The organism is Parageobacillus caldoxylosilyticus NBRC 107762 (assembly GCF_000632715.1).
In the GTDB taxonomy this organism is placed as follows: domain Bacteria; phylum Bacillota; class Bacilli; order Bacillales; family Anoxybacillaceae; genus Saccharococcus; species Saccharococcus caldoxylosilyticus.
Genome location: NZ_BAWO01000008.1, coordinates 23927 through 43574 on the forward strand (window position 1 = coordinate 23927; position 19648 = coordinate 43574).

Genomic DNA, 19648 nt, shown 5'->3' on the forward strand with positions numbered 1-19648 from the left:
CCCCTTATTTCGCCTGCTGCGCTGCTTTCTTTTTCTTCTCCACCTTTTCGCGCTCGCTTTTATTTAATATTTTTTTGCGCAGGCGAATCGATTTTGGCGTTACTTCGCAATATTCGTCGTCATTTAAATATTCAAGCGCTTCTTCAAGCGTCATTAAACGCGGCTTTTTCATCGTAACCGTTTGCTCTTTTGTCGACGAGCGGATGTTCGTCATATGTTTTTCCCTGCAAATATTGACGACCAAATCGTTTTCGCGATTGTGCTCGCCGACAATCATTCCTTCATATACCTCCGTCCCCGGCTCGACAAAAATCGTTCCTCGGTCTTCTAGCTGCATAATACCATACGCCGTTGCTTTGCCGGTTTCCATGGAAATGAGCACTCCTTGGCGGCGGCCGCCCACTTGCCCGCTTTGCGCCGGCGCATAATGGTCAAATGAATGATTTAAAATTCCATATCCGCGCGTTAATGACATAAATTCCGTTCGATAACCAATCAATCCACGCGAAGGCACCATAAAGACGAGGCGCACTTGCCCATTTTCATTATGGACCATATCCACCAGCTCGCCTTTGCGGGCCCCGATCGATTCCATAATTGCACCGGTGTATTCTTCAGGAATATCAATAATAACCCGTTCCACTGGCTCGCAAAGCACGCCATCAATTTCTTTCATAATTACTTCCGGCTTGGATACTTGCAATTCATATCCCTCGCGGCGCATGTTTTCGATCAAAATCGATAAATGGAGCTCACCGCGCCCGGAAACGATCCACGCATCAGGAGAATCGGTGTTTTCCACGCGCAGGCTGACGTCCGTCTCGAGCTGGGTGCGCAGGCGCTCTTCCAGCTTTCTTGCCGTTACATATTTGCCTTCTCGTCCGGCAAACGGGCTATTGTTCACTAAAAACGTCATTTTCAAAGTCGGTTCATCAATGCGAAGCGGCGGCAATGCTTCTTGATGATCAAGCGGGCATACCGTTTCCCCGACGTTAATATCTTCCATTCCCGCCACCGCGACAATATCTCCTGCTTCTGCCTCGGTAATTTCTATCCGTTTTAAGCCAATAAACCCAAACAATTTGGTGACACGGAACGTTTTCACGGAACCATCCAATTTCATTAGCGCCACTTGCTGTCCGACTTTCATCGTCCCGCGAAAGATACGGCCGATGCCGATGCGCCCAACGTACTCGTTGTAATCAAGCAGCGCCACTTGAAATTGCAGCGGTTCCTCCCGATTGTCCACCGGCGCTGGAATATGATCGATAATCGTTTCAAATAATACACTCATATCTTTCTCTTGTTTGTGAGGATCCAAGCTGGCTGTTCCGTGCAGCGCCGAAGTATAGACAACCGGAAACTCAAGCTGGTCTTCCGATGCTCCTAATTCAATAAATAAGTCAATCACTTCGTCAACGACTTCCTCTGGCCGCGCAAACTCACGGTCAATTTTATTGACGACGACAATCGGGACGAGCTGCTGCTCAAGCGCCTTTTTCAGCACAAAGCGCGTCTGCGGCATGCAGCCTTCATAAGCGTCGACTACCAATAAAACACCATCGACAAGCCGCATAATCCGCTCTACTTCACCGCCGAAATCAGCATGTCCCGGCGTGTCTAAAATATTAATGCGCGTCCCTTTATACTGAACGGCAGTATTTTTGGCTAAAATGGTAATTCCACGTTCTCTTTCTAAATCGTTCCGGTCCAAAGCACGCTCTTCTACGTGTTCGTTTTCACGGAACGTTCCCGATTGCCGCAATAATTGATCCACCAACGTTGTTTTGCCATGGTCTACGTGTGCGATAATTGCAATATTGCGAAGATCTTCTCTTCTTTTTGTCAAGGTGTGTCACTCCTATGTGTAAACTGCTCGTTTATTATATCATAAAGATAGAAAAGCGGCATATTTTCCTGTACACTAAAGAAAACGCAAAATTTTACCGTAAGCACACGAAAGGAGAATAGACAAATGAAGCAAATCCAACCGATTCCGCTTTTATTAGCGATATTCGCGGTCATCGCCATTATGGCCGTCGGCATTTTTATCGCGGAACAAAGCATCATCGGTGTTATTTTATCTGTCGTCGCTTTATTTGTGATTGTCGGCATCGGATTTGCCCGCAAAAAACGAATGCGCGAAAAAGGAATGCTATAGAAAATGGGACAACTTTTCAGTTTGTCCCATTCTAATGATGAATATATTTTTTTAAAATTTCCTCATGCAATCCCGGCTTTGACACAAATACGGAGTTTCTTTCCAGGAGACGAAGCGGCTCACCATATAAATTTGTCACAATGCCGCCGACTTCCTGCACAAGCACAAGCCCACCGGCGAAATCCCACGGCGACAGGCGCATCGTAATATAGGCGTCCAAGCGGCCTGCGGCAACATATGCCATTTCAAGCGCCGCCGATCCGTATGAACGCGTTCCTCTCGCATCTTTGACAAGCGGAGCCAATACGCTCGGATCGATTCGTTTATTTTCGGTCACCCATGTAGCATTTAGCGAGATGAGCGCTTCAGAAACAGATACCGGTTCCAAAGGGGAAAGCGGCTTATCGTTCAAAAACGCCCCTTCGCCTTTGCGTGCGGCATACAGCTCATCCTGCACGACATCGTACACATATCCCAACATTCCGACTCCCTTTTCAAACACACCGATCGAAATCGCAAAGTTTCGCTGCTGGTGGACAAAATTCATCGTCCCATCGATCGGATCAATAATCCAAACAATGCCTTCGAGGGTGGTGATATTATCGCCGAATCCCTCTTCCCCTAAAACACGATGATCAGGAAATGTTTTTCTTATATTTTCAATAAAAAAGCGCTCTGTTTCACGGTCGACATTGGTGACGAGATCGTTGCGGTGCGATTTCGTTTCCACCGTCAGCTTTTCTGCAAATGTAGCGCGGATTCTCGCCCCTGCTTCCCTTATCCATTGTCGGGCATAATGATCAATTTCTTCCCATTTCACTTGCATATCCAGTCCTCCTGCTTTTACGAAATATGTACGCATCAAAAATATTTCCGTCATTAACGAAAGGGATGCTGACACAATTCAAGAAAAAAACGAACCGCTGAGGTGGTTCGCCTTAAAATGTGTTGTCATACTTGAAGGCGCATTAATTCTTGACGCAGTTTTTCCAATCTTCGTTTGCATTCTTTTTTCTTTTCTTCATCGTTTTCCATCATCGCTTCATACAGCGTCGCTAACTCATAATCTAGTTCTAACCGCAATACCGCCATGCGCTTCTCTCCATCAGTACGCTTCACCGAATTCATTGTTTTTTTCATGTGCATAGCACCCCTTTCGCTATGATCCCGAAAATCCTTTTGTATAAATAACGGAATTTTCTGATAGCTATTTTGTTTTATATATATTATGTGAAAAAAAGGGGGTATGCAACAAATTTGTGTATTCACCTACTTTTCGCGCTGTACCATCTCTATGCGGCGCATTCATTCCATGTGAATCCAATCACCGTTTTTTGCTGCTTTCGCTTTTTTCATTACTTGATAGGATGAATAGCCGCTTGCCTGTTCAAATTCATCGCATAACTTTTTTTCTTCGCTTTTGCTTGGAACAATTTCTTTAAAGCGGCGGTATGTGTTCATTAGTTTTTCCCGTTCCATTCCTTTTTCATAGACGGTTTCAATCGCTTCAAAAAATTTGATGACATCAATAATTTCTTGCGTCGACCAGTCATAGGAAAACGGGTAGGAATAATTCATCGCCCACACCTCCAACGTTAGTTTGCCCATCTGCGCCGGATTTGTTCCGCTTCGCCAATCATGCGCGCAAATAATTCTGCTACCGTTGGAACATCTTTAATTAATCCCATTACTTGCCCGGCCCAGGCAAACCCTTCGTTTATTTTTCCTTCGTAAATAAAGCGCCGGTTCGCTTCGCCGCTGATATATTCTTTCAGCTGCTCGTAGGTGCCTCCCTTGTCCTCGATCTCTAATATTTTTTGCGTCCACTCATTGGCAATCGCACGGCCTGGCGCTCCTAACGTCCGTTTAATGACAACAGTATCATGCTCCGATCCTTTCACCAGCATTTCTTTATAGATCGGATGAGCATGGACGCATTCCTTTGTCGCAATAAATCTCGTTCCCATCTCAATGCCTTCCGCCCCAAGCGCCAACGCCGCCATCAAACCGCGCCCGTCGCCGATGCCGCCTGAAGCGATAACCGGAATCGACACCGAATCGACTACTTTCGGAATCAGAACAAACGTCCCTGTATCGTATTTTCCTAAATGGCCGCCCCCTTCCTGGCCGACCACCATCACTGCATCGGCGCCAAGCTCTTCTGCTTTGACCGCTTGGCGAACAGCGGCAACCAACACCAATTTTTTCACGTTTGTCCCCTTTAGTTGTTCAAAAAACGGGGCCGGATTTCCTCCCGTGACGGAAACAACGGGCACACCTTCCTCCAATGCGGCTTCGAGCATATGCTGAAACGGACGGCCGTGCTGCCCGATCGCAAAATTGACGCCAAATGGACGATCGGTTTTTTCTTTTACCTTGCGAATTTCCTCGCGCAATCGCTCCGGGCTTTCCAGCGACATCGCCGTAATTTGTCCTAAGCCTCCGGCGTTAGAGACCGCGGCCGCCAAATCGGCGTATGCTAAATAGGCAAGCCCTCCTTGAATAATTGGATATGTAATGCCAAGCAACTCTGTTACTCTCGTTTTCCAAATCATGCTTATCCCTCCTTCTCACTAAGTATACTATTTTTCTTGTTGACATGGCTATTTTCCTCTTTTATTCTCAATCTATGTAATAGAAATTTTACAATCGATTCATGCTTTGCAAATAAAAAAATACATGCTATAATGCATTTGTTTTATTTTTATGCAAAAAGAGGTGTGAAAAAACATTGTCACAGTTTGAAACACCATTATTTACTGGACTATTGGAACATATTAAGAAAAATCCTACTCAATTTCATATTCCTGGTCATAAAAAAGGAGCAGGGATGGACCCTGAGTTTCGAGATTTTATTGGAGAAAATGCGTTATCGATGGATTTGATTAATATCGGTCCACTTGATGACCTCCATCACCCAAAAGGCATTATCAAGCGCGCTCAAGAACTAGCCGCTGAAGCATTCGGGGCTGATTATACATTTTTTTCCGTCCAAGGAACAAGCGGTGCCATTATGGCAATGGTGATGTCGGTTGCGGGTCCCGGCGATAAAATTATCGTTCCGCGTAACGTGCATAAATCGGTCATGTCTGCCATTGTCTTTTCTGGTGCAACACCAATTTTCATTCATCCGGAAATTGATAAGGAGCTCGGGATTTCTCATGGAATTACACCTGAAGCGGTAGAAAAAGCACTTAAGCAACATCCCGAGGCAAAAGGAGTTCTCGTTATTAATCCGACTTATTTTGGCATCGCCGGTGATTTAAAGAAAATTGTTGAAATCGCTCATTCCTATCATGTTCCTGTTCTTGTTGATGAAGCACACGGTGCCCATATTCATTTTCATGAAGCTCTTCCGCTTTCTGCAATGCAAGCTGGAGCGGATATGGCGGCAACAAGCGTTCATAAACTAGGCGGTTCTTTGACGCAAAGCTCTATTTTAAACGTACGTGAAGGGCTTGTATCTGCCAAACACGTACAAGCTGTTTTAAGCATGTTAATGACTACATCTACTTCTTATTTATTGCTAGCCTCTTTGGATGTTGCACGCAAACAGCTTGCTACACGAGGACGGGAGCTTATCGAAAGAGCTATTCAGCTTGCTGAAAAAACTCGGAAACAAATAAACGAAATTCCTTATCTTTATTGTGTAGGAAAAGAAATTTTAGGAACGGAAGCAACATATCATTACGACCCGACCAAACTGATTATTTCCGTTAAAGAGTTGGGATTAACGGGATATGACGTCGAAAAATGGTTAAGAGAAGCATATAACATTGAAGTAGAGCTGTCCGATTTGTATAACATTTTATGTATTATTACTCCTGGAGACACCGAACAGGAAACGGACATGCTTGTCCGTGCGCTTCGCCATTTGTCGGAGCAATTCCGCCATCAGGCGGCAGAAGGAGTAAAGCCGAAAGTATTATTGCCGGACATCCCTGCTCTTGCTTTAACTCCGCGCGACGCGTTTTACGCGGAGACGGAAGTCGTGCCATTTGACGAATCGGCAGGACGAATTATCGCGGAATTTGTCATGGTATATCCGCCGGGAATCCCGATTTTTATTCCTGGGGAAATTATTACCCAAGAAAATTTAAATTATATCAAAAAGAATTTAGAAGTCGGTCTGCCGGTGCAAGGGCCGGAAGACGACACGCTACAAACATTGCGGGTGATTAAAGAGCATAAGCCAATCCGATGAACCTCTCCTGAAAAAAGCGCAGGCCAAATACTGGCTTGCGCTTTTCTTGTTCTTTATAAAAGTAAAAGGCGCGCATGTGCCCCTTTCACATGCGCGCTATGTGCAAACCTTCCCCCACCGTTTGACCGTTTCTTTATTCTTCCTCTTCTGCAGTCTCATCGCTATTGCATTTGCAACATTTTCCGTAAAGCGTTGTCACTTTTTCGTCTTCAAAATGTGCAATGGTCGCATCACATGTTTGACATACGATTGTGCCCATCCCCAAAACTCCTTTGTGATGATATATTCGTTCGTTAATTTCATAATAATATATCACATTTATGATGTCAATAGCATATTTGTATGTCACATTTATTTTTTATTAAGCAAAATAGGAGTGTTCTTTCACCATTCTAAAAATAAATAAAAATCAATAACCCGCCTTTGCGTAAACATGGTACAATAAAAATCAGGATATTCACGATAGGGGGAGAGAATATGGCGACACATGCTTACATAAAGCTCGTTCCTGCGTCGAAACAGAAAACGATTACATTAGAAGAAGTAAAACAATTGTTTCACTATTACCGAGATATCTTAAGCAAAACAGGGGAGCAGCTCGGTTGGAGGTACGAACAGGCCGCCTTTCCTTATCAGCTGGCGGAAACGGACGAAGGAAAGGGAAAATGGTTTTACTTAAAAGGGGACGGCCACCGGTATCGAGCAATAATCATCGGTGTCGGGCCGCATACGGAAACAGACTCGGAAGCAGAATCATCACTGATTCAAATTACGTTGCCAAACGAGGCGACATACGGTGATAAGGGGAAAGCGAACGAATTCTGCAAGTTTCTCGCCAAAAAACTAGAAGGCGAGCTTCATCTGTTTAACGGAAAGGTGATGTACTTTTGCAAGCGATAGTGGTTCCCGCTATCGTTTTTTATTTTTTCTTATCGAAACGCTTCCCAGACAAAATGCTGACAAGTAAAGTACGTAACAGCCGTCAATGCCGTTGTCCAAAACGCTTTCCGGGTGCGTAAGCCAAGTTTTCGCGCTAATAAAAAGGCCATATATAAAAACACGCAAAGCATCATCCCTTTAAAAAATGGCCGGTCGCGCCCTGACAGCCATTCGATCAGGGAAAAACTGCTCCAAATCATCATGTGCAGTAAAAATGCCACATATTCTTTCATCGATCATCCCCCGCATCTCCTCTACCATAACGATATGAACGAGCAAGGGAAAATATTATTGATCAGTGGACAAGAAAGGTCATTTATAGAACAAAAATAGGTTTCAGACATTTGTCTGAAACCTATTTGTCCACTTACTTAGTGATAATATGGATTGGAGTGCCAAGAACAGCTTCTGCTGCTTCCATTGCAATTTCGCCTAACGTTGGGTGAGCGTGAATCGTTAACGCGATATCTTCCGCCGTCATTCCCGCTTCGATGGCAAGCCCAAGTTCCGCGATCATATCGGAAGCATTCGGACCGACAATTTGCGCGCCGATGATGACACCGTCTTCTTTGCGAGCGACGAGCTTCACAAATCCGTCTGTATCGTTCAAAGAAAGCGCACGGCCGTTTGCGGCAAACGGGAATTTTGCCGTTACCACATCGATTCCTTCGTCTTTTGCTTGTTGTTCAAAATAGCCGACAGAAGCGCATTCCGGATCGGAGAACACAACAGCTGGAATTGCGATGTAATCCACTTCAGACGGTTTTCCGGCGATCGCTTCGGCAGCGATTTTTCCTTCATAAGACGCCTTATGGGCAAGCGCCGGTCCCGGAACGATATCGCCGATGGCGAAAATATTCGGAACGCTTGTCCGGCATTGTTTATCCACTTCAATTAAGCCGCGGTCCGTCATTTTGATGCCGATTTGTTCTAAACCGAGCTCATCAGTATTCGGACGGCGTCCTACCGTTACGAGCACATAGTCTGCGTCAATCGTTTTCGCTTCCCCTTTTACTTCAAAGGTAACCGTCACGCCGTCTTCCCGCTCTTCCACACCTTTAGCAAGCGCATTGGTGAAGATTTCGACGCCTTTTTTCTTTAAGCGGCGTTTCACAATGGCCGTCATTTGTTTTTCAAAGCCGGATAGAATTTCGTCTGCACCTTCAATAATCGTTACTTTAGTGCCAAAGTTCGCATACGCAGTGCCTAATTCCACGCCGATATAGCCGCCGCCAATAACGACAAGCGATTTTGGAATTTCCTGCAAGTTAAGTGCGCCGGTGGAATCAAGCACACGTGCGGAAAACTTAAAGTTAGGAAGTTCGATCGGACGGGAGCCCGTTGCGATAATAGCGTTTTTGAATGTATATGTTTGCGCGCTATCCCCGTTTACGACACGCACCGTATTGGCATCGACAAAATATGCTTCGCCGCGCACAATTTCCACTTTATTTCCTTTCAACAAACCTTCGACGCCGCCAGTTAACTTTTTCACGACGCTTGCTTTCCATTGTTGCACTTTCGAAAAATCAACGGTAACATTTTCCGCTTTAATGCCAATATCTTCCGAATGTTTCGCTTCTTCATAACGATGGCTTGCGGAAATAAGCGCTTTAGACGGGATACATCCGACGTTTAAGCATACTCCGCCAAGGTTGCCTTTTTCTACAATGGTTACTTTTTGCCCCAGCTGGGCTGCGCGAATTGCAGCCACATAACCGCCAGGGCCTGCACCGACAACAAGCGTTTCTGTTTCAATTGCAAAATCGCCAACTACCATGTTTTTTACGCCTCCATTAATAATAATTCAGGGTCATTTAATAGACGTTTAATGTGATTCAACGCTTTTTGCGCTGTAGCACCGTCAATCATGCGATGGTCAAAGCTTAACGACAGCGCTAATACCGGAGCGACTACGATTTCGCCGTCACGGACAATCGGTTTTTCGGCAATGCGTCCAATGCCAAGGATGGCTACTTCCGGATGGTTAATGACCGGAGTAAACCATTGACCGCCGGCAGAACCGATATTGGTGATCGTGCAAGACGCACCTTTCATTTCGTTTGGCATTAGTTTTCCTTCGCGTGCTTTTGTCGCAAGTTCATTAATTTCTTTTGCAAGTGCAAAAATTGGCTTGCGATCCGCGTGTTTGATAACCGGAACGAGCAAACCGCGGTCCGTATCGGCAGCAATGCCGATGTTGTAATAATGTTTATGAATGATTTCTTCCGTTGCGTCGTCAATGGATGTATTTAAAACTGGGAATTCACGCAGCGCTGATGTCAATGCTTTTACCACATATGGCAAGAATGTAAGCTTGATGCCTTTTTCCGCTGCAATCTCTTTGAATTTTTTGCGATGTGCCACCAGTTTTGTCACATCCACCTCGTCCATTAAAGTGACATGTGGCGCCGTATGTTTCGAATTGACCATCGCTTTGGCAATCGCACGGCGGATGCCGCTCATTTTCTCGCGAGTTTCTGGGAACTCGCCTTCTAGCACAACAGGTTGTTGAGCTGCTGCAGCCGCTGCTTTTTCTTCTTTTGCGGTTGGCGCTTCTTGTTTTTGCGCCGCTGCCGCACCGCCGGCAAGGAATGCGTCAATATCGCTTTTTAACACGCGGCCATTTTTCCCGGTTCCTTGCACAAGGCGAATATCGACACCTTTTTCACGGGCGTATTTACGCACAGAAGGCATCGCAATGACACGACGGTTTGGATCGACTTCCGGCTGTCCAGCTGGTTCTGTTTGCGGAGCTGCCGCTTCGCTCTTTTCTTCTTTCGACACTTCTTGCGGTTTTTCCTGCTGTTTCGTCTCATCTTGTTCTTGGCCTTTAAACGTCATGTTTTCATATCCAGGCGCATCAAACGTAATTAACGTTTGGCCAACGGTTGCTACCGTTCCTTCTTCGACTAAAATTTCCAGTACTTTCCCTTTTACCGGAGACGGAATTTCCACAACCGCTTTATCGTTTTGCACTTCGCACAAAACATCGTCTTCATTGACTTCATCGCCAGGTTTGACAAACCATTTGACGATTTCCCCTTCATGAATGCCTTCGCCGATATCCGGCAGCTTAAATTCAAATGCCACTGTTTGTCGACCTCCTATTGTTTTCCAAAAAGTATGAGGGGGGAAGAAGCAATGCGCTTCTTCCTAATTGTCACTCTTAGAAGTTAATGACTTTTTTCGCCGTTTCAATCACATCTTTGAAGTTAGGCAGCCATACGGATTCTGCTTGCGCGAACGGGTAGACCGTATCCGGTGCGGTGACGCGCAACACAGGAGCCTCGAGGCTTAAAATCGCCCGTTCATTAATTTCTGCTACAACGTTTGCGGCAATTCCGGCTTGTCTTTGCGCCTCTTGCACTACGATCGCCCGTCCGGTTTTTTCGACAGAACCGATAATCGTTTCAATATCTAACGGCTGAACGGTGCGCAAGTCGACCACTTCGGCAGAAATGCCTTCTTTTTCTAATTCTGCCGCCGCTTTTAACGATTCATGCACCATTGCGCCATAAGCGATGATCGTGATATCTTTTCCTTCCCGCTTAATGTCCGCTTTGCCGATTGGAATTGTATATTCTCCTTCCGGCACTTCTTGGCGGAACGAACGATACAATTTTAAGTGTTCTAAGAAAATAACCGGGTCGTTGTCGCGGATGGCTGAAATCAGCAATCCCTTCGCGTCGTATGGAGTAGACGGAATGACGACTTTTAATCCAGGCTGTTGTGCAACTAAGCCTTCCAAACTGTCAGAGTGCAGTTCCGGTGTATGAACGCCGCCGCCAAACGGAGAACGAATCGTAATCGGCACGTTGTAGCGGCCGCCGGAACGATAGCGGATGCGCGCCATTTGTCCGCAAATCGCATCCATTGCCTCATAAACAAACCCGAAAAATTGAATTTCCGGAACCGGGCGGAATCCTTGCAGAGCCAGTCCGATCGCAAGCCCGCCAATTCCCGATTCAGCAAGAGGCGTATCAAATACCCGGTCTTCGCCAAACTCCGCCTGCAATCCTTCCGTCGCCCGGAATACGCCGCCGTTGACCCCAACGTCTTCCCCGAATATTAGCACGTTCGGATCGTTTTTCAACTCGATGCGCAACGCATCCGTGATCGCTTGAATCATTGTCATTTGCGCCATGGCTTACTTCGACTCCTTCTCTTTATAAATTTCATACTGCTCTTTTAGGTTAAATGGCAGTTCTTCGTACATAATGCTAATTAAATCCGTTACTTTTTGCTTCGGCGTTTCGTCCGCCTTTTTAATCGCTTCTTTAATTTCTTCTTTCGCTTGTTCAATTACTTTGTTTTCTTCTTCTTCGCTCCATAAGCCTTTGTTTTCCAAAAACTTGCGGAAGCGGACAAGCGGATCTTTTTTCTCCCATTCGTTTTCCAATTCTTTTGTACGATAGCGAGTTGGGTCGTCTCCTGACATCGTATGCGGCCCATAACGGAAGCACAATGTTTCGATAAGCGTCGGGCCTTCGCCATTGATCGCGCGCTCGCGAGCAGCACGCACAGCCGCATATACGGCCAATGGGTCCATGCCGTCGACTTGAATTCCAGGAATCCCCGCTGCTACCGCTTTTTGCGCAAGCGTTTTGGCCACCGTTTGTTTTTCTACTGGAGTGGAAATGGCAAAACGGTTGTTTTGCACGACGAAAATGGCTGGCGCTTTAAATGCTCCCGCAAAGTTGATCCCTTCATAGAAATCCCCTTGCGATGTACCGCCGTCACCTGTATATGTAATCGCTACCGCTTTTTTGCCGCGTTTTTTCAGTCCTAGCGCTACGCCTGCTGCTTGAATATATTGCGCTCCGATGATAATTTGCGGCGGCAGTACGTTTACTCCTTCCGGAATTTGATTGCCGTGGAAGTGACCGCGTGAGAACAGAAACGCTTGATAAAGCGGAAGACCGTGCCAAATAATTTGCGGAACATCACGGTATCCAGGCAAAATAAAATCCTCTTTTTCCAATGCAAAATGGCTCGCGATTTGGCTCGCTTCTTGTCCCGCTGTCGGCGCATAGAAACCTAAACGGCCTTGGCGGTTTAACGAAATCGAGCGCTGGTCAAGAATGCGGGTGTACACCATGCGGCGCATTAATTCTTTAAGCTGGTCGTCGCTTAAATCCGGCATTGCCGCTTCGTTTACTACTTCCCCTTCTTCGTTTAAGATTTGAAATGTCGGAAATTGTTCAGCAATCTTTTCAAGCTGCTCCGTAAAATTGAATCGGGATGCTTTTTTTACACCCATTCTGTTCACCTCTACCTTTCGTAAATTTAAAAATAAGGATTCATTGCAACGACAACGTTGATTCATATAGCATTAATTTACCCAAAATCATAAATAAATAAAAAACAGCTGTTTTTGTTCCACGGCGTAAACGGGCGAACACTGCTGAAAAATACCTGTATTAATCATTTTAATTATTGTAATTAGTACAATTTTGTCCGCGCTTTTAAGTTTACACTTTATTTTACCAATCGTCAATCACTTTGATTTATCATTATTTTTTATAATTTAACTGCTTTTTATTGGAATGGAAAGATATCTATTTAGAATGTGTTATATTACAACACAAAACTCTGTATTAATCCTGTTTTATATTTTTGCAAAATATAAAAGGGGGGGAAAAATACAGCCCCCGCTTTCCTAAATTATGTTATTTCCACATATGATATAATTGCTTTTTTTCCCTATTATACTTTTTTGTATAGGCATTAAATTGTCCGTTTATATCCATTATGTTCCGATAACGTTCATTAATTCGGTCGATTTGCTGCTGAAGCCGTTCGGCCGTTACATCTTTATTTTGCAATAAAATATAAAGTTCTTTTTCTAATGTCAGCATCTCTTTATACTGGACATACAGCTTGTCATACGTTTCATAGCGTTGTTCCGCGACTTCAATGAATTGGTTGATCTGTTGTTTTGCATGTTCATCGTGAAGCCCGCTCATTTCTCTTTTGATCAAATTTAACTGCCGTTTTCCTGAATGCATTGCCTTATATTCTCCGGCAAGATATTTTCTCCGCTCCTCTATGATCGTTAATGCTTCTTTCGCTAACTGCTCCACTTTTGTAAAATGTTTGAAGCCGTACGACATCATGCGGGCATATAATGCATTTTGTTTTTGTTCCAATTCCGTTAGTTTTTTCTGCTCTTCTATTGCGTCCTTTTCATAGGCAGCCATTTTCTGAACAGCCGAAAGAACCTCTTGCTTGCCAATAAGATGACTGCAGCCGGCAAGCAGCAGTAATGCGGCAATAAATCCCATCCACCTTTGCATCATCTTTTGCAACGTTTTCTCTTCCTTTCCCATGTATCTGTTTCATTTTAGTTTACGTCCAAAATATATTTTTGTTAGACTTAATTCAGACATCAACGTCATACAGGGAGTGAAGACATGATGATTACGATGAAAGATATTATTAAAGAAGGACACCCGACGCTGCGGAAAGTAGCCGAACCTGTTCCTCTTCCTCCATCGGAAGAAGATAAACGAATTTTGCAAAGCCTGCTTGATTATGTAAAAATGAGTCAAAACCCGGAACTTGCTGAAAAGTACGGATTGCGTCCCGGAATTGGACTGGCCGCTCCGCAAATCAATGTATCGAAGCGAATGATTGCCGTTCATGTGACCGACGAGAAAGGCACGTTATATAGCTATGCGCTATTTAATCCGAAAATCGTCAGCCATTCTGTTCAACAATGTTACTTAACGAGCGGTGAAGGATGTTTATCGGTCGACCGCGACGTTCCGGGATACGTGCCGCGCTATGCCCGCATTACTGTGACCGGAACGACAATCGACGGCGAAGAAGTAACCCTGCGCTTAAAAGGGTTGCCCGCCATTGTCTTTCAACATGAGATCGATCATTTAAACGGCATTATGTTTTATGACCATATCGATCCACAAAATCCTTTTAAAGTGCCGGACAATGCTATTCCCATCGAACGTTAAACGTAAAAAGGGCTATATCCTGCACTGGATATATGCCCTTTTTTTACGGAATTAACTCAAGCTGCTTTAATCCGTATAATATCCCTTCTTCTCCAACCGGCTTCGTAATGAAATCGGCCGCTTTTTTCACTTCCTCCTGTGCGTTGCCCATCGCAACGCCAGTTCCCACGAACTTTAACATTTCAATGTCATTCAACCCGTCGCCGAACGCGTACACATCCTCCTTGGCAATGCCGAGTTTCTCAATCATTCTCCGGATTCCCTCCGCTTTCGATCCTCCTACCGGCAATACGTCAGTAGATACATTATGCCAACGGACAAAGCGAAACTGCGGATATGCTTTTATATATGTTTGTTCTTCTTCTGCCTTGCAAAATAAAAGCGCTTGATAAATGTCTTCATTTTCATAATAAAGCGGATCAAACGGAGGGTGGGAAAATTTCAAGCTCCCCATGCTGACATGGATATACGGATGATTTTCCATGCTCGCTCTCATCTCATTCGCATTCATAAAAACGAGCGGATGGCCGTTTTGATGCGCGTCTTCTTTTAATTCATGCAATTTTTGCCGTTCAAGCGGATGCTTATAAATAACATCCCCTTCGAATACTACATATTGCCCGTTGAAACTGACGAAAGAATCAATTCCTAGCTGCTTTCGCAAGTTAGCAAACATAAACGGCGCTCTGCCTGTGGCAATCGCTACATACACATTCGCCTTTTTCAATTCCTGAATGGCCCTTACTGTCGACGGCGGGAGCTGTTTTTCATCATCAAGCAGCGTGCCATCAATGTCAAAAAATACAATTTTTCGCTTCACAGTCTCTCCCCTTAACGCTTAATTTCTTCATTCTTTACCGTACTGAAAAAAGCTGAAAATGTCAAACAGCAGGCAAAAGCCTCGTTCCACTTTTATCCATGAAAAACAAGCCTTTGTTCACATATAATATAATATAGAAGAAGGACATTTACTTTCACCAAGAAATGAGTACAATAGGAAGTAAGGAGTGATGAAAAATGTTGAAAAAGCTGAAAAAGAAGCTGCTTCAACAATGGAAAGATCTGCTCCGGAAAAAATCGATCGCCTAACCTTTATGATAACAGCCCTTCCCCTAAGAAGGGCTTCTTTCTAAAAAGCGAATGAAAACATAAAAATTCGTCAAAGATGTTACATATCATGTTTTTCCCCTATCCTTTCTTTTTCCCATTTTCTTTATCCTATATAATATAGTGAAAAAAACATGAAAACCATCCTTACTTTATATATAATAAAAAGGTTAAAGGAATAATCGTTCAATAAGGAGAGATTTTAGAATGATTTTTAAAGTGTTTTACCAAGAAAATCCTGATGAAGTGCCTGTGAGAGAAAAAACAAAAACGCTCTATATTGAAGCGGAGTCGGAACGGGAAGTACGCCAAAAACTGCGCGGTCGTACGATGAATATCGAATATATTCAGCCGTTAGAGGGAGCCCACCTAGAATATGAAAAGAAAAATCCTGATTTTAAAGTATTGGAGATTTGAATATGAAATTTTTAAATGATCAACAAGTCGGTGTATTTGCCCTCGGCGGATTAGGTGAAATCGGAAAAAATACATATGGCGTACAATTTCAAGATGAAATTATTGTCATTGACGCGGGAATTAAATTTCCTGAAGATGAACTGCTCGGAATTGACTACGTCATTCCTGATTACACGTATTTAGTAAAAAACGCAGAGAAAGTAAAGGGACTGTTTATTACTCACGGGCATGAAGACCATATTGGCGGAATTCCATACTTGCTTAAACAAGTGAATATTCCAATTTACGGCGGAAAATTAGCGCTCGGGCTAATCCGCAACAAACTTGAAGAACACGGGCTCCTCAGACAAGCGAAACTTATTGAAATTCGCGAAGATGATGTCATTCGCTTTCATAAAACAGCGGTGACATTTTTCCGGACGACGCACAGCATTCCTGACAGCTATGGAATTGTCGTCAAAACTCCGGTTGGCCAAATTGTTCATACAGGAGACTTTAAGTTTGACTTTACCCCGGTCGGCGAACCGGCAAACTTAACGAAGATGGCGGAAATAGGAAAAGAAGGGGTCCTTTGTCTGCTTTCTGACAGCACCAATAGTGAAATTCCGCATTTTACCATGTCGGAACGCCGCGTTGGGGAAAGCATTCACGATATTTTCCGGAAAGTGCAAGGACGCATTATTTTTGCTACCTTTGCCTCTAACATTCATCGGCTGCAGCAAGTAACGGAAGCAGCCGTAATGAATAATCGCAAAATTGCTGTATTCGGAAGAAGCATGGAGGCTGCGATTGAAATCGGACAAGAACTCGGTTACATTAGATGTCCTAAAGATACTTTTGTCGACGCAAACGAAATTAATCGCCTTCCTGCCAATCGTGTGACGATTTTGTGTACCGGCAGCCAAGGAGAACCAATGGCCGCGCTGTCGCGCATCGCCAATGGCACCCATCGCCAAATCCAAATTATGCCTGGCGATACAGTTGTCTTCTCTTCTTCGCCAATTCCGGGCAATACGGTAAGCGTCAATCGAACGATTAACATGCTGTACCGCGCCGGGGCCGAAGTCATCCATGGGCCGCTGAACGATATTCATACCTCCGGACACGGCGGGCAAGAAGAGCAAAAGTTAATGATCCGTTTAATGAAACCGAAATATTTTATGCCGATTCACGGCGAATATCGCATGCAAAAAATGCATGCCAAGCTTGCAGTCGATTGCGGAGTGCCGGAAGAAAACTGCTTCATTATGGATAACGGCGAAGTGCTTGGGCTAAGCGAAAATGACGCACGCATCGTCGGCAAAATTCCATCCGGCTCCGTCTACATTGACGGCAGCGGAGTCGGCGATATCGGGAATATCGTCTTGCGCGACCGCCGCATTCTATCGGAAGAAGGCCTTGTCATCGTCGTTGTCAGCATTAACATGAAAGAGTTCAAAATCGCAGCCGGTCCGGATATTATTTCGCGTGGATTCGTGTATATGCGCGAATCGAGCGATTTAATTAATGAAGCGCAGTCCCTCATTACGAAACATCTTGAAAAAGTGCTTGAGCGCAAAACGAATCAATGGTCGGAAATTAAAAACGAAATTACGGAAACCCTTGCGCCATTCCTATATGAAAAAACAAAACGGAGACCGATGATTTTACCAATTATTATGGAAATATAAATAAAACAGCTGTTCCGGTTTAGGAACAGCTGTTTTATTTGCTTACTACTTTTTCTTCAAAACGGTCGATGTCTTCATCGGCGCCGATGACCACTAAAACATCGCCTTTGCGGATAATTTCGGATGCTAACGGCGACACGATCACATTTGTACCGCGCCGGATCGCAACAATGTTGATTCCATAACGTGCGCGAATATCAAGTTCTAGCAGCGAATGTCCATCTAAGCGCTCACTGGCGACGATTTCCACAATGCTATGCTTATCCGAGAGCTCCAGATAGTCAAGAACATTGTTGGAAATCAAGTTATAGGCAATTCGCTCTCCCATGTCCCGCTCTGGATGGACAATTTGATCGGCGCCAATCTTCTTCAGCACTTTTTCATGGTAGTCATTTGTCGCTTTTACGGTAATATGCTGCACGCCTAACTCTTTTAAAATCAATGTCGTTAAAATGCTCGCTTGAATATTATCGCCAATTGCCACAATAACATGATCGAAATTGCGGATGCCTAAACTTTTCAACACGTTTTCATCGGTCGAATCTCCTACTACTGCATGAGAAACAATCGAAGCAAACTCATTGACGCGATCTTCGTCAATATCGATGGCCAGCACTTCCATTCCTTGCTCGCTTAACGTGCGGCAAATGCTTCCGCCAAAACGGCCGAGGCCAATGACAGCAAATTGTTTCTTTTTCACATTCATTCCTCCACTATCCACTGTCGCTGTTTCTATATTTTCCCTATCTATTTTAGCAAAAACAAAAGAGGAACGAAAACATCGTTTTTTCGTTCCTCTCGCCTTTCTTTATTGCTGCTGTGCCTTTTCTGTTTCTTCCAATACACGGTTTACTCTTTTTTCCAGCATTTTCATGCCGCTTCCGCCTGCTTGGAAATGACGCAGTTTGCCTTCCGCATCAAATACATAGTAAGCAGGCACGTATTGATTTTCAAAGGCATCGGTAATTTTATGTTCGTTATCCACTAAAATCGGCTGCGTAATGCCATGTTCTTCAGCAACTTTTTTGACCAATTCGATATCTAAGTCTTTTTCTGAACGCGGCATGTGAACGGCAACGACGTTCAGCTTATCTTTATAGCGGTCGCGGAACTCGTTTACTTGCGGCATCGCTTCTTTGCAAAGATGGCAGCTTACCGACCAAAAGTGGATTAATGTTGGTTTTTCTCCAATCAATTGTTCTCTTGTTACTTCGCCGTTGAGCGTTGCCGTAGCACCTGTTAATTCCGGCATTGGTTCACGCAGTTTCATATTCATCCCTCCCTTCAGAACCTCCACACGACTAAGCCGGTGGGTTCTGATGTACTAAAGAGTTTTTCCTACACCTGCTTGCAAGCACTCACTCTTGTTCGGCCAAACTTTCATAGGCAAACACCTCACTGGTGTTTAGCGCCCTGTCGGCTCGGTTCAAAAACCCTTTTCCATTTCATCCCAAAACTCTAGTCACAGGCTCATGGCTATATACTTTTGTAAAGAAAGGTCTAACGTCATGTTAGACCTTTCTTCTTTTTCCTTATTCCACTTTCAATGTTGCTTGGCCTGGTTTCCAGTTTGCTGGGCAAAGGCCTCCGGTTTGCAGCGCTTGAAGCACGCGCAATACTTCATCGACATCGCGGCCAATGTTATTATGATGAACGACAGCGTATTTTAATTCGCCTTCCGGATCGATGATAAATAAGCCGCGAAGCGCAACGCCTTCTTCTTCAATAAGAACACCATAATCGCGGGCAACTTGATGAGTAGGGTCTGCTGCTAACGGATATTTAATTTCGCCGATGCCGTTTTCTTCGCGAGGCACTTTCATCCATGCTTTATGCGAATATACAGAGTCTGTCGAAACGCCGATCACAACGGCATCTAAATCTTCAAATTCATCGTAGCGGTCAGAAATCGCGGTGATTTCTGTCGGGCATACGAACGTGAAATCCATTGGATAGAAGAAGAGCACAGTCCATTTGCCGTTTTTCATGTTTTCTTCAAGGCTGACACGTCCGAAGTCGCCGTTTGGCAATACTGCTTGCATCTCGAAACGAGGTGCTTGTTTTCCTACCATGCGTTCTGCCATATGTACCCCTCCATTTTCTTTATTTGATGGTGTTTTCGTTAATACCACTCATTATATTGACAAATAATATTATAATGATATTGATAATTTTA

At 44.4% G+C, this 19648-nt stretch carries 23 protein-coding genes; 7 read left to right on the forward strand and 16 right to left on the reverse strand.

What is annotated here, in order from left to right; translation table 11 throughout:
* Positions 1-4 precede the first annotated feature (4 nt).
* Positions 5-1849, reverse strand: coding sequence for a translational GTPase TypA (gene typA, locus GCA01S_RS03585; protein WP_017434651.1), 1845 nt, complete (start codon positions 1847-1849; stop codon positions 5-7).
* A gap of 126 nt (positions 1850-1975) precedes the next feature.
* Between typA and GCA01S_RS03590 the strand changes: the two genes are divergently transcribed.
* The gene (locus GCA01S_RS03590) at positions 1976-2161 is read left to right on the forward strand and encodes a YlaF family protein (RefSeq protein ID WP_017434650.1); all 186 of its coding nucleotides are present in this window, start codon (positions 1976-1978) and stop codon (positions 2159-2161) included.
* A 31-nt stretch (positions 2162-2192) separates the two neighbouring features.
* Here the strand turns inward: GCA01S_RS03590 and GCA01S_RS03595 are convergent, their stop codons facing one another.
* The 4 genes from GCA01S_RS03595 to GCA01S_RS03610 all read right to left on the reverse strand — a co-directional run bounded on the left by GCA01S_RS03595 (position 2193) and on the right by GCA01S_RS03610 (position 4716).
* Positions 2193-2987: an inositol monophosphatase family protein gene (locus GCA01S_RS03595; protein WP_042407299.1), complete on the reverse strand. Its 795-nt coding sequence runs from the start codon at positions 2985-2987 to the stop codon at positions 2193-2195.
* A 125-nt stretch (positions 2988-3112) separates the two neighbouring features.
* A complete protein-coding gene (locus GCA01S_RS03600) occupies positions 3113-3301 on the reverse strand; it encodes a hypothetical protein (protein WP_017434648.1) in 189 nt (62 codons plus the stop codon).
* Positions 3302-3466: 165 nt separating this feature from the next.
* On the reverse strand, positions 3467-3739 hold the full coding sequence (locus tag GCA01S_RS03605) for a UPF0223 family protein (RefSeq protein WP_017434647.1): 273 nt from the start codon (positions 3737-3739) through the stop codon (positions 3467-3469).
* Between the two features lie 17 nt (positions 3740-3756).
* Positions 3757-4716 (reverse strand): NAD(P)H-dependent flavin oxidoreductase, encoded by a 960-nt coding sequence (locus tag GCA01S_RS03610; protein WP_017434646.1) that lies wholly within the window; start codon positions 4714-4716, stop codon positions 3757-3759.
* A 176-nt stretch (positions 4717-4892) separates the two neighbouring features.
* On the opposite strand from GCA01S_RS03610, the gene GCA01S_RS03615 reads away from it, so the two are divergent.
* Positions 4893-6365, forward strand: a complete 1473-nt coding sequence (locus GCA01S_RS03615) for an aminotransferase class I/II-fold pyridoxal phosphate-dependent enzyme (protein WP_042407301.1) — start codon at positions 4893-4895, stop codon at positions 6363-6365.
* A gap of 133 nt (positions 6366-6498) precedes the next feature.
* Here GCA01S_RS03615 and GCA01S_RS03620 read toward each other — a convergent pair whose 3' ends face one another.
* Complete coding sequence (locus GCA01S_RS03620) at positions 6499-6624, reverse strand: GapA-binding peptide SR1P (protein ID WP_017434644.1); 126 nt, start codon at positions 6622-6624, stop codon at positions 6499-6501.
* A gap of 218 nt (positions 6625-6842) precedes the next feature.
* On the opposite strand from GCA01S_RS03620, the gene GCA01S_RS03625 reads away from it, so the two are divergent.
* Positions 6843-7265, forward strand: a complete 423-nt coding sequence (locus tag GCA01S_RS03625; RefSeq protein WP_042407304.1) for a DUF1885 family protein — start codon at positions 6843-6845, stop codon at positions 7263-7265.
* Positions 7266-7294: 29 nt separating this feature from the next.
* Here GCA01S_RS03625 and GCA01S_RS03630 read toward each other — a convergent pair whose 3' ends face one another.
* The 6 genes from GCA01S_RS03630 to GCA01S_RS03655 form a co-directional block, all read right to left on the reverse strand.
* Positions 7295-7537 (reverse strand): hypothetical protein, encoded by a 243-nt coding sequence (locus GCA01S_RS03630; RefSeq protein ID WP_017434642.1) that lies wholly within the window; start codon positions 7535-7537, stop codon positions 7295-7297.
* Positions 7538-7671: 134 nt separating this feature from the next.
* Entirely contained in the window at positions 7672-9084 is a 1413-nt protein-coding gene (gene lpdA / locus GCA01S_RS03635) for a dihydrolipoyl dehydrogenase (RefSeq protein ID WP_017434641.1), read from the reverse strand.
* Between the two features lie 5 nt (positions 9085-9089).
* Positions 9090-10397: a dihydrolipoamide acetyltransferase family protein gene (locus tag GCA01S_RS03640; RefSeq protein WP_042407307.1), complete on the reverse strand. Its 1308-nt coding sequence runs from the start codon at positions 10395-10397 to the stop codon at positions 9090-9092.
* A 76-nt stretch (positions 10398-10473) separates the two neighbouring features.
* Positions 10474-11451, reverse strand: coding sequence for a pyruvate dehydrogenase complex E1 component subunit beta (gene pdhB / locus GCA01S_RS03645; RefSeq protein WP_017434639.1), 978 nt, complete (start codon positions 11449-11451; stop codon positions 10474-10476).
* A 3-nt stretch (positions 11452-11454) separates the two neighbouring features.
* Positions 11455-12567: a pyruvate dehydrogenase (acetyl-transferring) E1 component subunit alpha gene (gene pdhA, locus GCA01S_RS03650; protein WP_017434638.1), complete on the reverse strand. Its 1113-nt coding sequence runs from the start codon at positions 12565-12567 to the stop codon at positions 11455-11457.
* A 409-nt stretch (positions 12568-12976) separates the two neighbouring features.
* Positions 12977-13606 carry a YkyA family protein gene (locus GCA01S_RS03655; RefSeq protein WP_244380864.1) on the reverse strand — a complete coding sequence of 210 codons (630 nt, stop codon included), beginning with the start codon at positions 13604-13606 and terminating at the stop codon, positions 12977-12979.
* Positions 13607-13723: 117 nt separating this feature from the next.
* On the opposite strand from GCA01S_RS03655, the gene def reads away from it, so the two are divergent.
* Entirely contained in the window at positions 13724-14278 is a 555-nt protein-coding gene (gene def, locus GCA01S_RS03660) for a peptide deformylase (RefSeq protein WP_026078418.1), read from the forward strand.
* A 43-nt stretch (positions 14279-14321) separates the two neighbouring features.
* Here the strand turns inward: def and GCA01S_RS03665 are convergent, their stop codons facing one another.
* Entirely contained in the window at positions 14322-15098 is a 777-nt protein-coding gene (locus tag GCA01S_RS03665) for a Cof-type HAD-IIB family hydrolase (protein ID WP_017434635.1), read from the reverse strand.
* A gap of 190 nt (positions 15099-15288) precedes the next feature.
* Here GCA01S_RS03665 and GCA01S_RS20805 point away from each other — a divergent pair, with 190 nt between their 5' ends.
* The 3 genes from GCA01S_RS20805 to rnjA all read left to right on the forward strand — a co-directional run bounded on the left by GCA01S_RS20805 (position 15289) and on the right by rnjA (position 17472).
* Positions 15289-15411, forward strand: coding sequence for a hypothetical protein (locus tag GCA01S_RS20805; protein ID WP_017434634.1), 123 nt, complete (start codon positions 15289-15291; stop codon positions 15409-15411).
* 181 nt (positions 15412-15592) lie between these two features.
* Complete coding sequence (locus GCA01S_RS03670; RefSeq protein WP_017434633.1) at positions 15593-15802, forward strand: DNA-dependent RNA polymerase subunit epsilon; 210 nt, start codon at positions 15593-15595, stop codon at positions 15800-15802.
* A gap of 2 nt (positions 15803-15804) precedes the next feature.
* Positions 15805-17472, forward strand: a complete 1668-nt coding sequence (gene rnjA / locus GCA01S_RS03675; protein WP_017434632.1) for a ribonuclease J1 — start codon at positions 15805-15807, stop codon at positions 17470-17472.
* A 34-nt stretch (positions 17473-17506) separates the two neighbouring features.
* Here rnjA and GCA01S_RS03680 read toward each other — a convergent pair whose 3' ends face one another.
* The 3 genes from GCA01S_RS03680 to GCA01S_RS03690 all read right to left on the reverse strand — a co-directional run bounded on the left by GCA01S_RS03680 (position 17507) and on the right by GCA01S_RS03690 (position 19556).
* Positions 17507-18172: a potassium channel family protein gene (locus tag GCA01S_RS03680; RefSeq protein WP_017434631.1), complete on the reverse strand. Its 666-nt coding sequence runs from the start codon at positions 18170-18172 to the stop codon at positions 17507-17509.
* 108 nt (positions 18173-18280) lie between these two features.
* The gene (locus GCA01S_RS03685) at positions 18281-18742 is read right to left on the reverse strand and encodes a TlpA family protein disulfide reductase (RefSeq protein ID WP_017434630.1); all 462 of its coding nucleotides are present in this window, start codon (positions 18740-18742) and stop codon (positions 18281-18283) included.
* 262 nt (positions 18743-19004) lie between these two features.
* On the reverse strand, positions 19005-19556 hold the full coding sequence (locus GCA01S_RS03690) for a peroxiredoxin (protein ID WP_017434629.1): 552 nt from the start codon (positions 19554-19556) through the stop codon (positions 19005-19007).
* Positions 19557-19648: the final 92 nt, after the last annotated feature.

Excerpts from the sequence above, each read along its gene's own strand:
- GCA01S_RS03590 (WP_017434650.1), top strand. The coding sequence starts at position 1,976 with ATGAAGCAAATCCAACCGATTCCGCTTTTATTAGCGATATTCGCGGTC.
- GCA01S_RS03595 (WP_042407299.1), bottom strand. The coding sequence starts at position 2,987 with ATGCAAGTGAAATGGGAAGAAATTGATCATTATGCCCGACAATGGATA.
- GCA01S_RS03600 (WP_017434648.1), bottom strand. The coding sequence starts at position 3,301 with ATGAAAAAAACAATGAATTCGGTGAAGCGTACTGATGGAGAGAAGCGC.
- GCA01S_RS03605 (WP_017434647.1), bottom strand. The coding sequence starts at position 3,739 with ATGAATTATTCCTACCCGTTTTCCTATGACTGGTCGACGCAAGAAATT.
- GCA01S_RS03610 (WP_017434646.1), bottom strand. The coding sequence starts at position 4,716 with ATGATTTGGAAAACGAGAGTAACAGAGTTGCTTGGCATTACATATCCA.
- GCA01S_RS03620 (WP_017434644.1), bottom strand. The coding sequence starts at position 6,624 with ATGGGCACAATCGTATGTCAAACATGTGATGCGACCATTGCACATTTT.
- GCA01S_RS03625 (WP_042407304.1), top strand. The coding sequence starts at position 6,843 with ATGGCGACACATGCTTACATAAAGCTCGTTCCTGCGTCGAAACAGAAA.
- GCA01S_RS03630 (WP_017434642.1), bottom strand. The coding sequence starts at position 7,537 with ATGAAAGAATATGTGGCATTTTTACTGCACATGATGATTTGGAGCAGT.
- lpdA (WP_017434641.1), bottom strand. The coding sequence starts at position 9,084 with ATGGTAGTTGGCGATTTTGCAATTGAAACAGAAACGCTTGTTGTCGGT.
- pdhB (WP_017434639.1), bottom strand. The coding sequence starts at position 11,451 with ATGGCGCAAATGACAATGATTCAAGCGATCACGGATGCGTTGCGCATC.
- pdhA (WP_017434638.1), bottom strand. The coding sequence starts at position 12,567 with ATGGGTGTAAAAAAAGCATCCCGATTCAATTTTACGGAGCAGCTTGAA.
- GCA01S_RS03655 (WP_244380864.1), bottom strand. The coding sequence starts at position 13,606 with ATGATGCAAAGGTGGATGGGATTTATTGCCGCATTACTGCTGCTTGCC.
- def (WP_026078418.1), top strand. The coding sequence starts at position 13,724 with ATGATTACGATGAAAGATATTATTAAAGAAGGACACCCGACGCTGCGG.
- GCA01S_RS20805 (WP_017434634.1), top strand. The coding sequence starts at position 15,289 with ATGAAAAATGTTGAAAAAGCTGAAAAAGAAGCTGCTTCAACAATGGAA.
- GCA01S_RS03670 (WP_017434633.1), top strand. The coding sequence starts at position 15,593 with ATGATTTTTAAAGTGTTTTACCAAGAAAATCCTGATGAAGTGCCTGTG.
- rnjA (WP_017434632.1), top strand. The coding sequence starts at position 15,805 with ATGAAATTTTTAAATGATCAACAAGTCGGTGTATTTGCCCTCGGCGGA.
- GCA01S_RS03685 (WP_017434630.1), bottom strand. The coding sequence starts at position 18,742 with ATGAAACTGCGTGAACCAATGCCGGAATTAACAGGTGCTACGGCAACG.
- GCA01S_RS03690 (WP_017434629.1), bottom strand. The coding sequence starts at position 19,556 with ATGGCAGAACGCATGGTAGGAAAACAAGCACCTCGTTTCGAGATGCAA.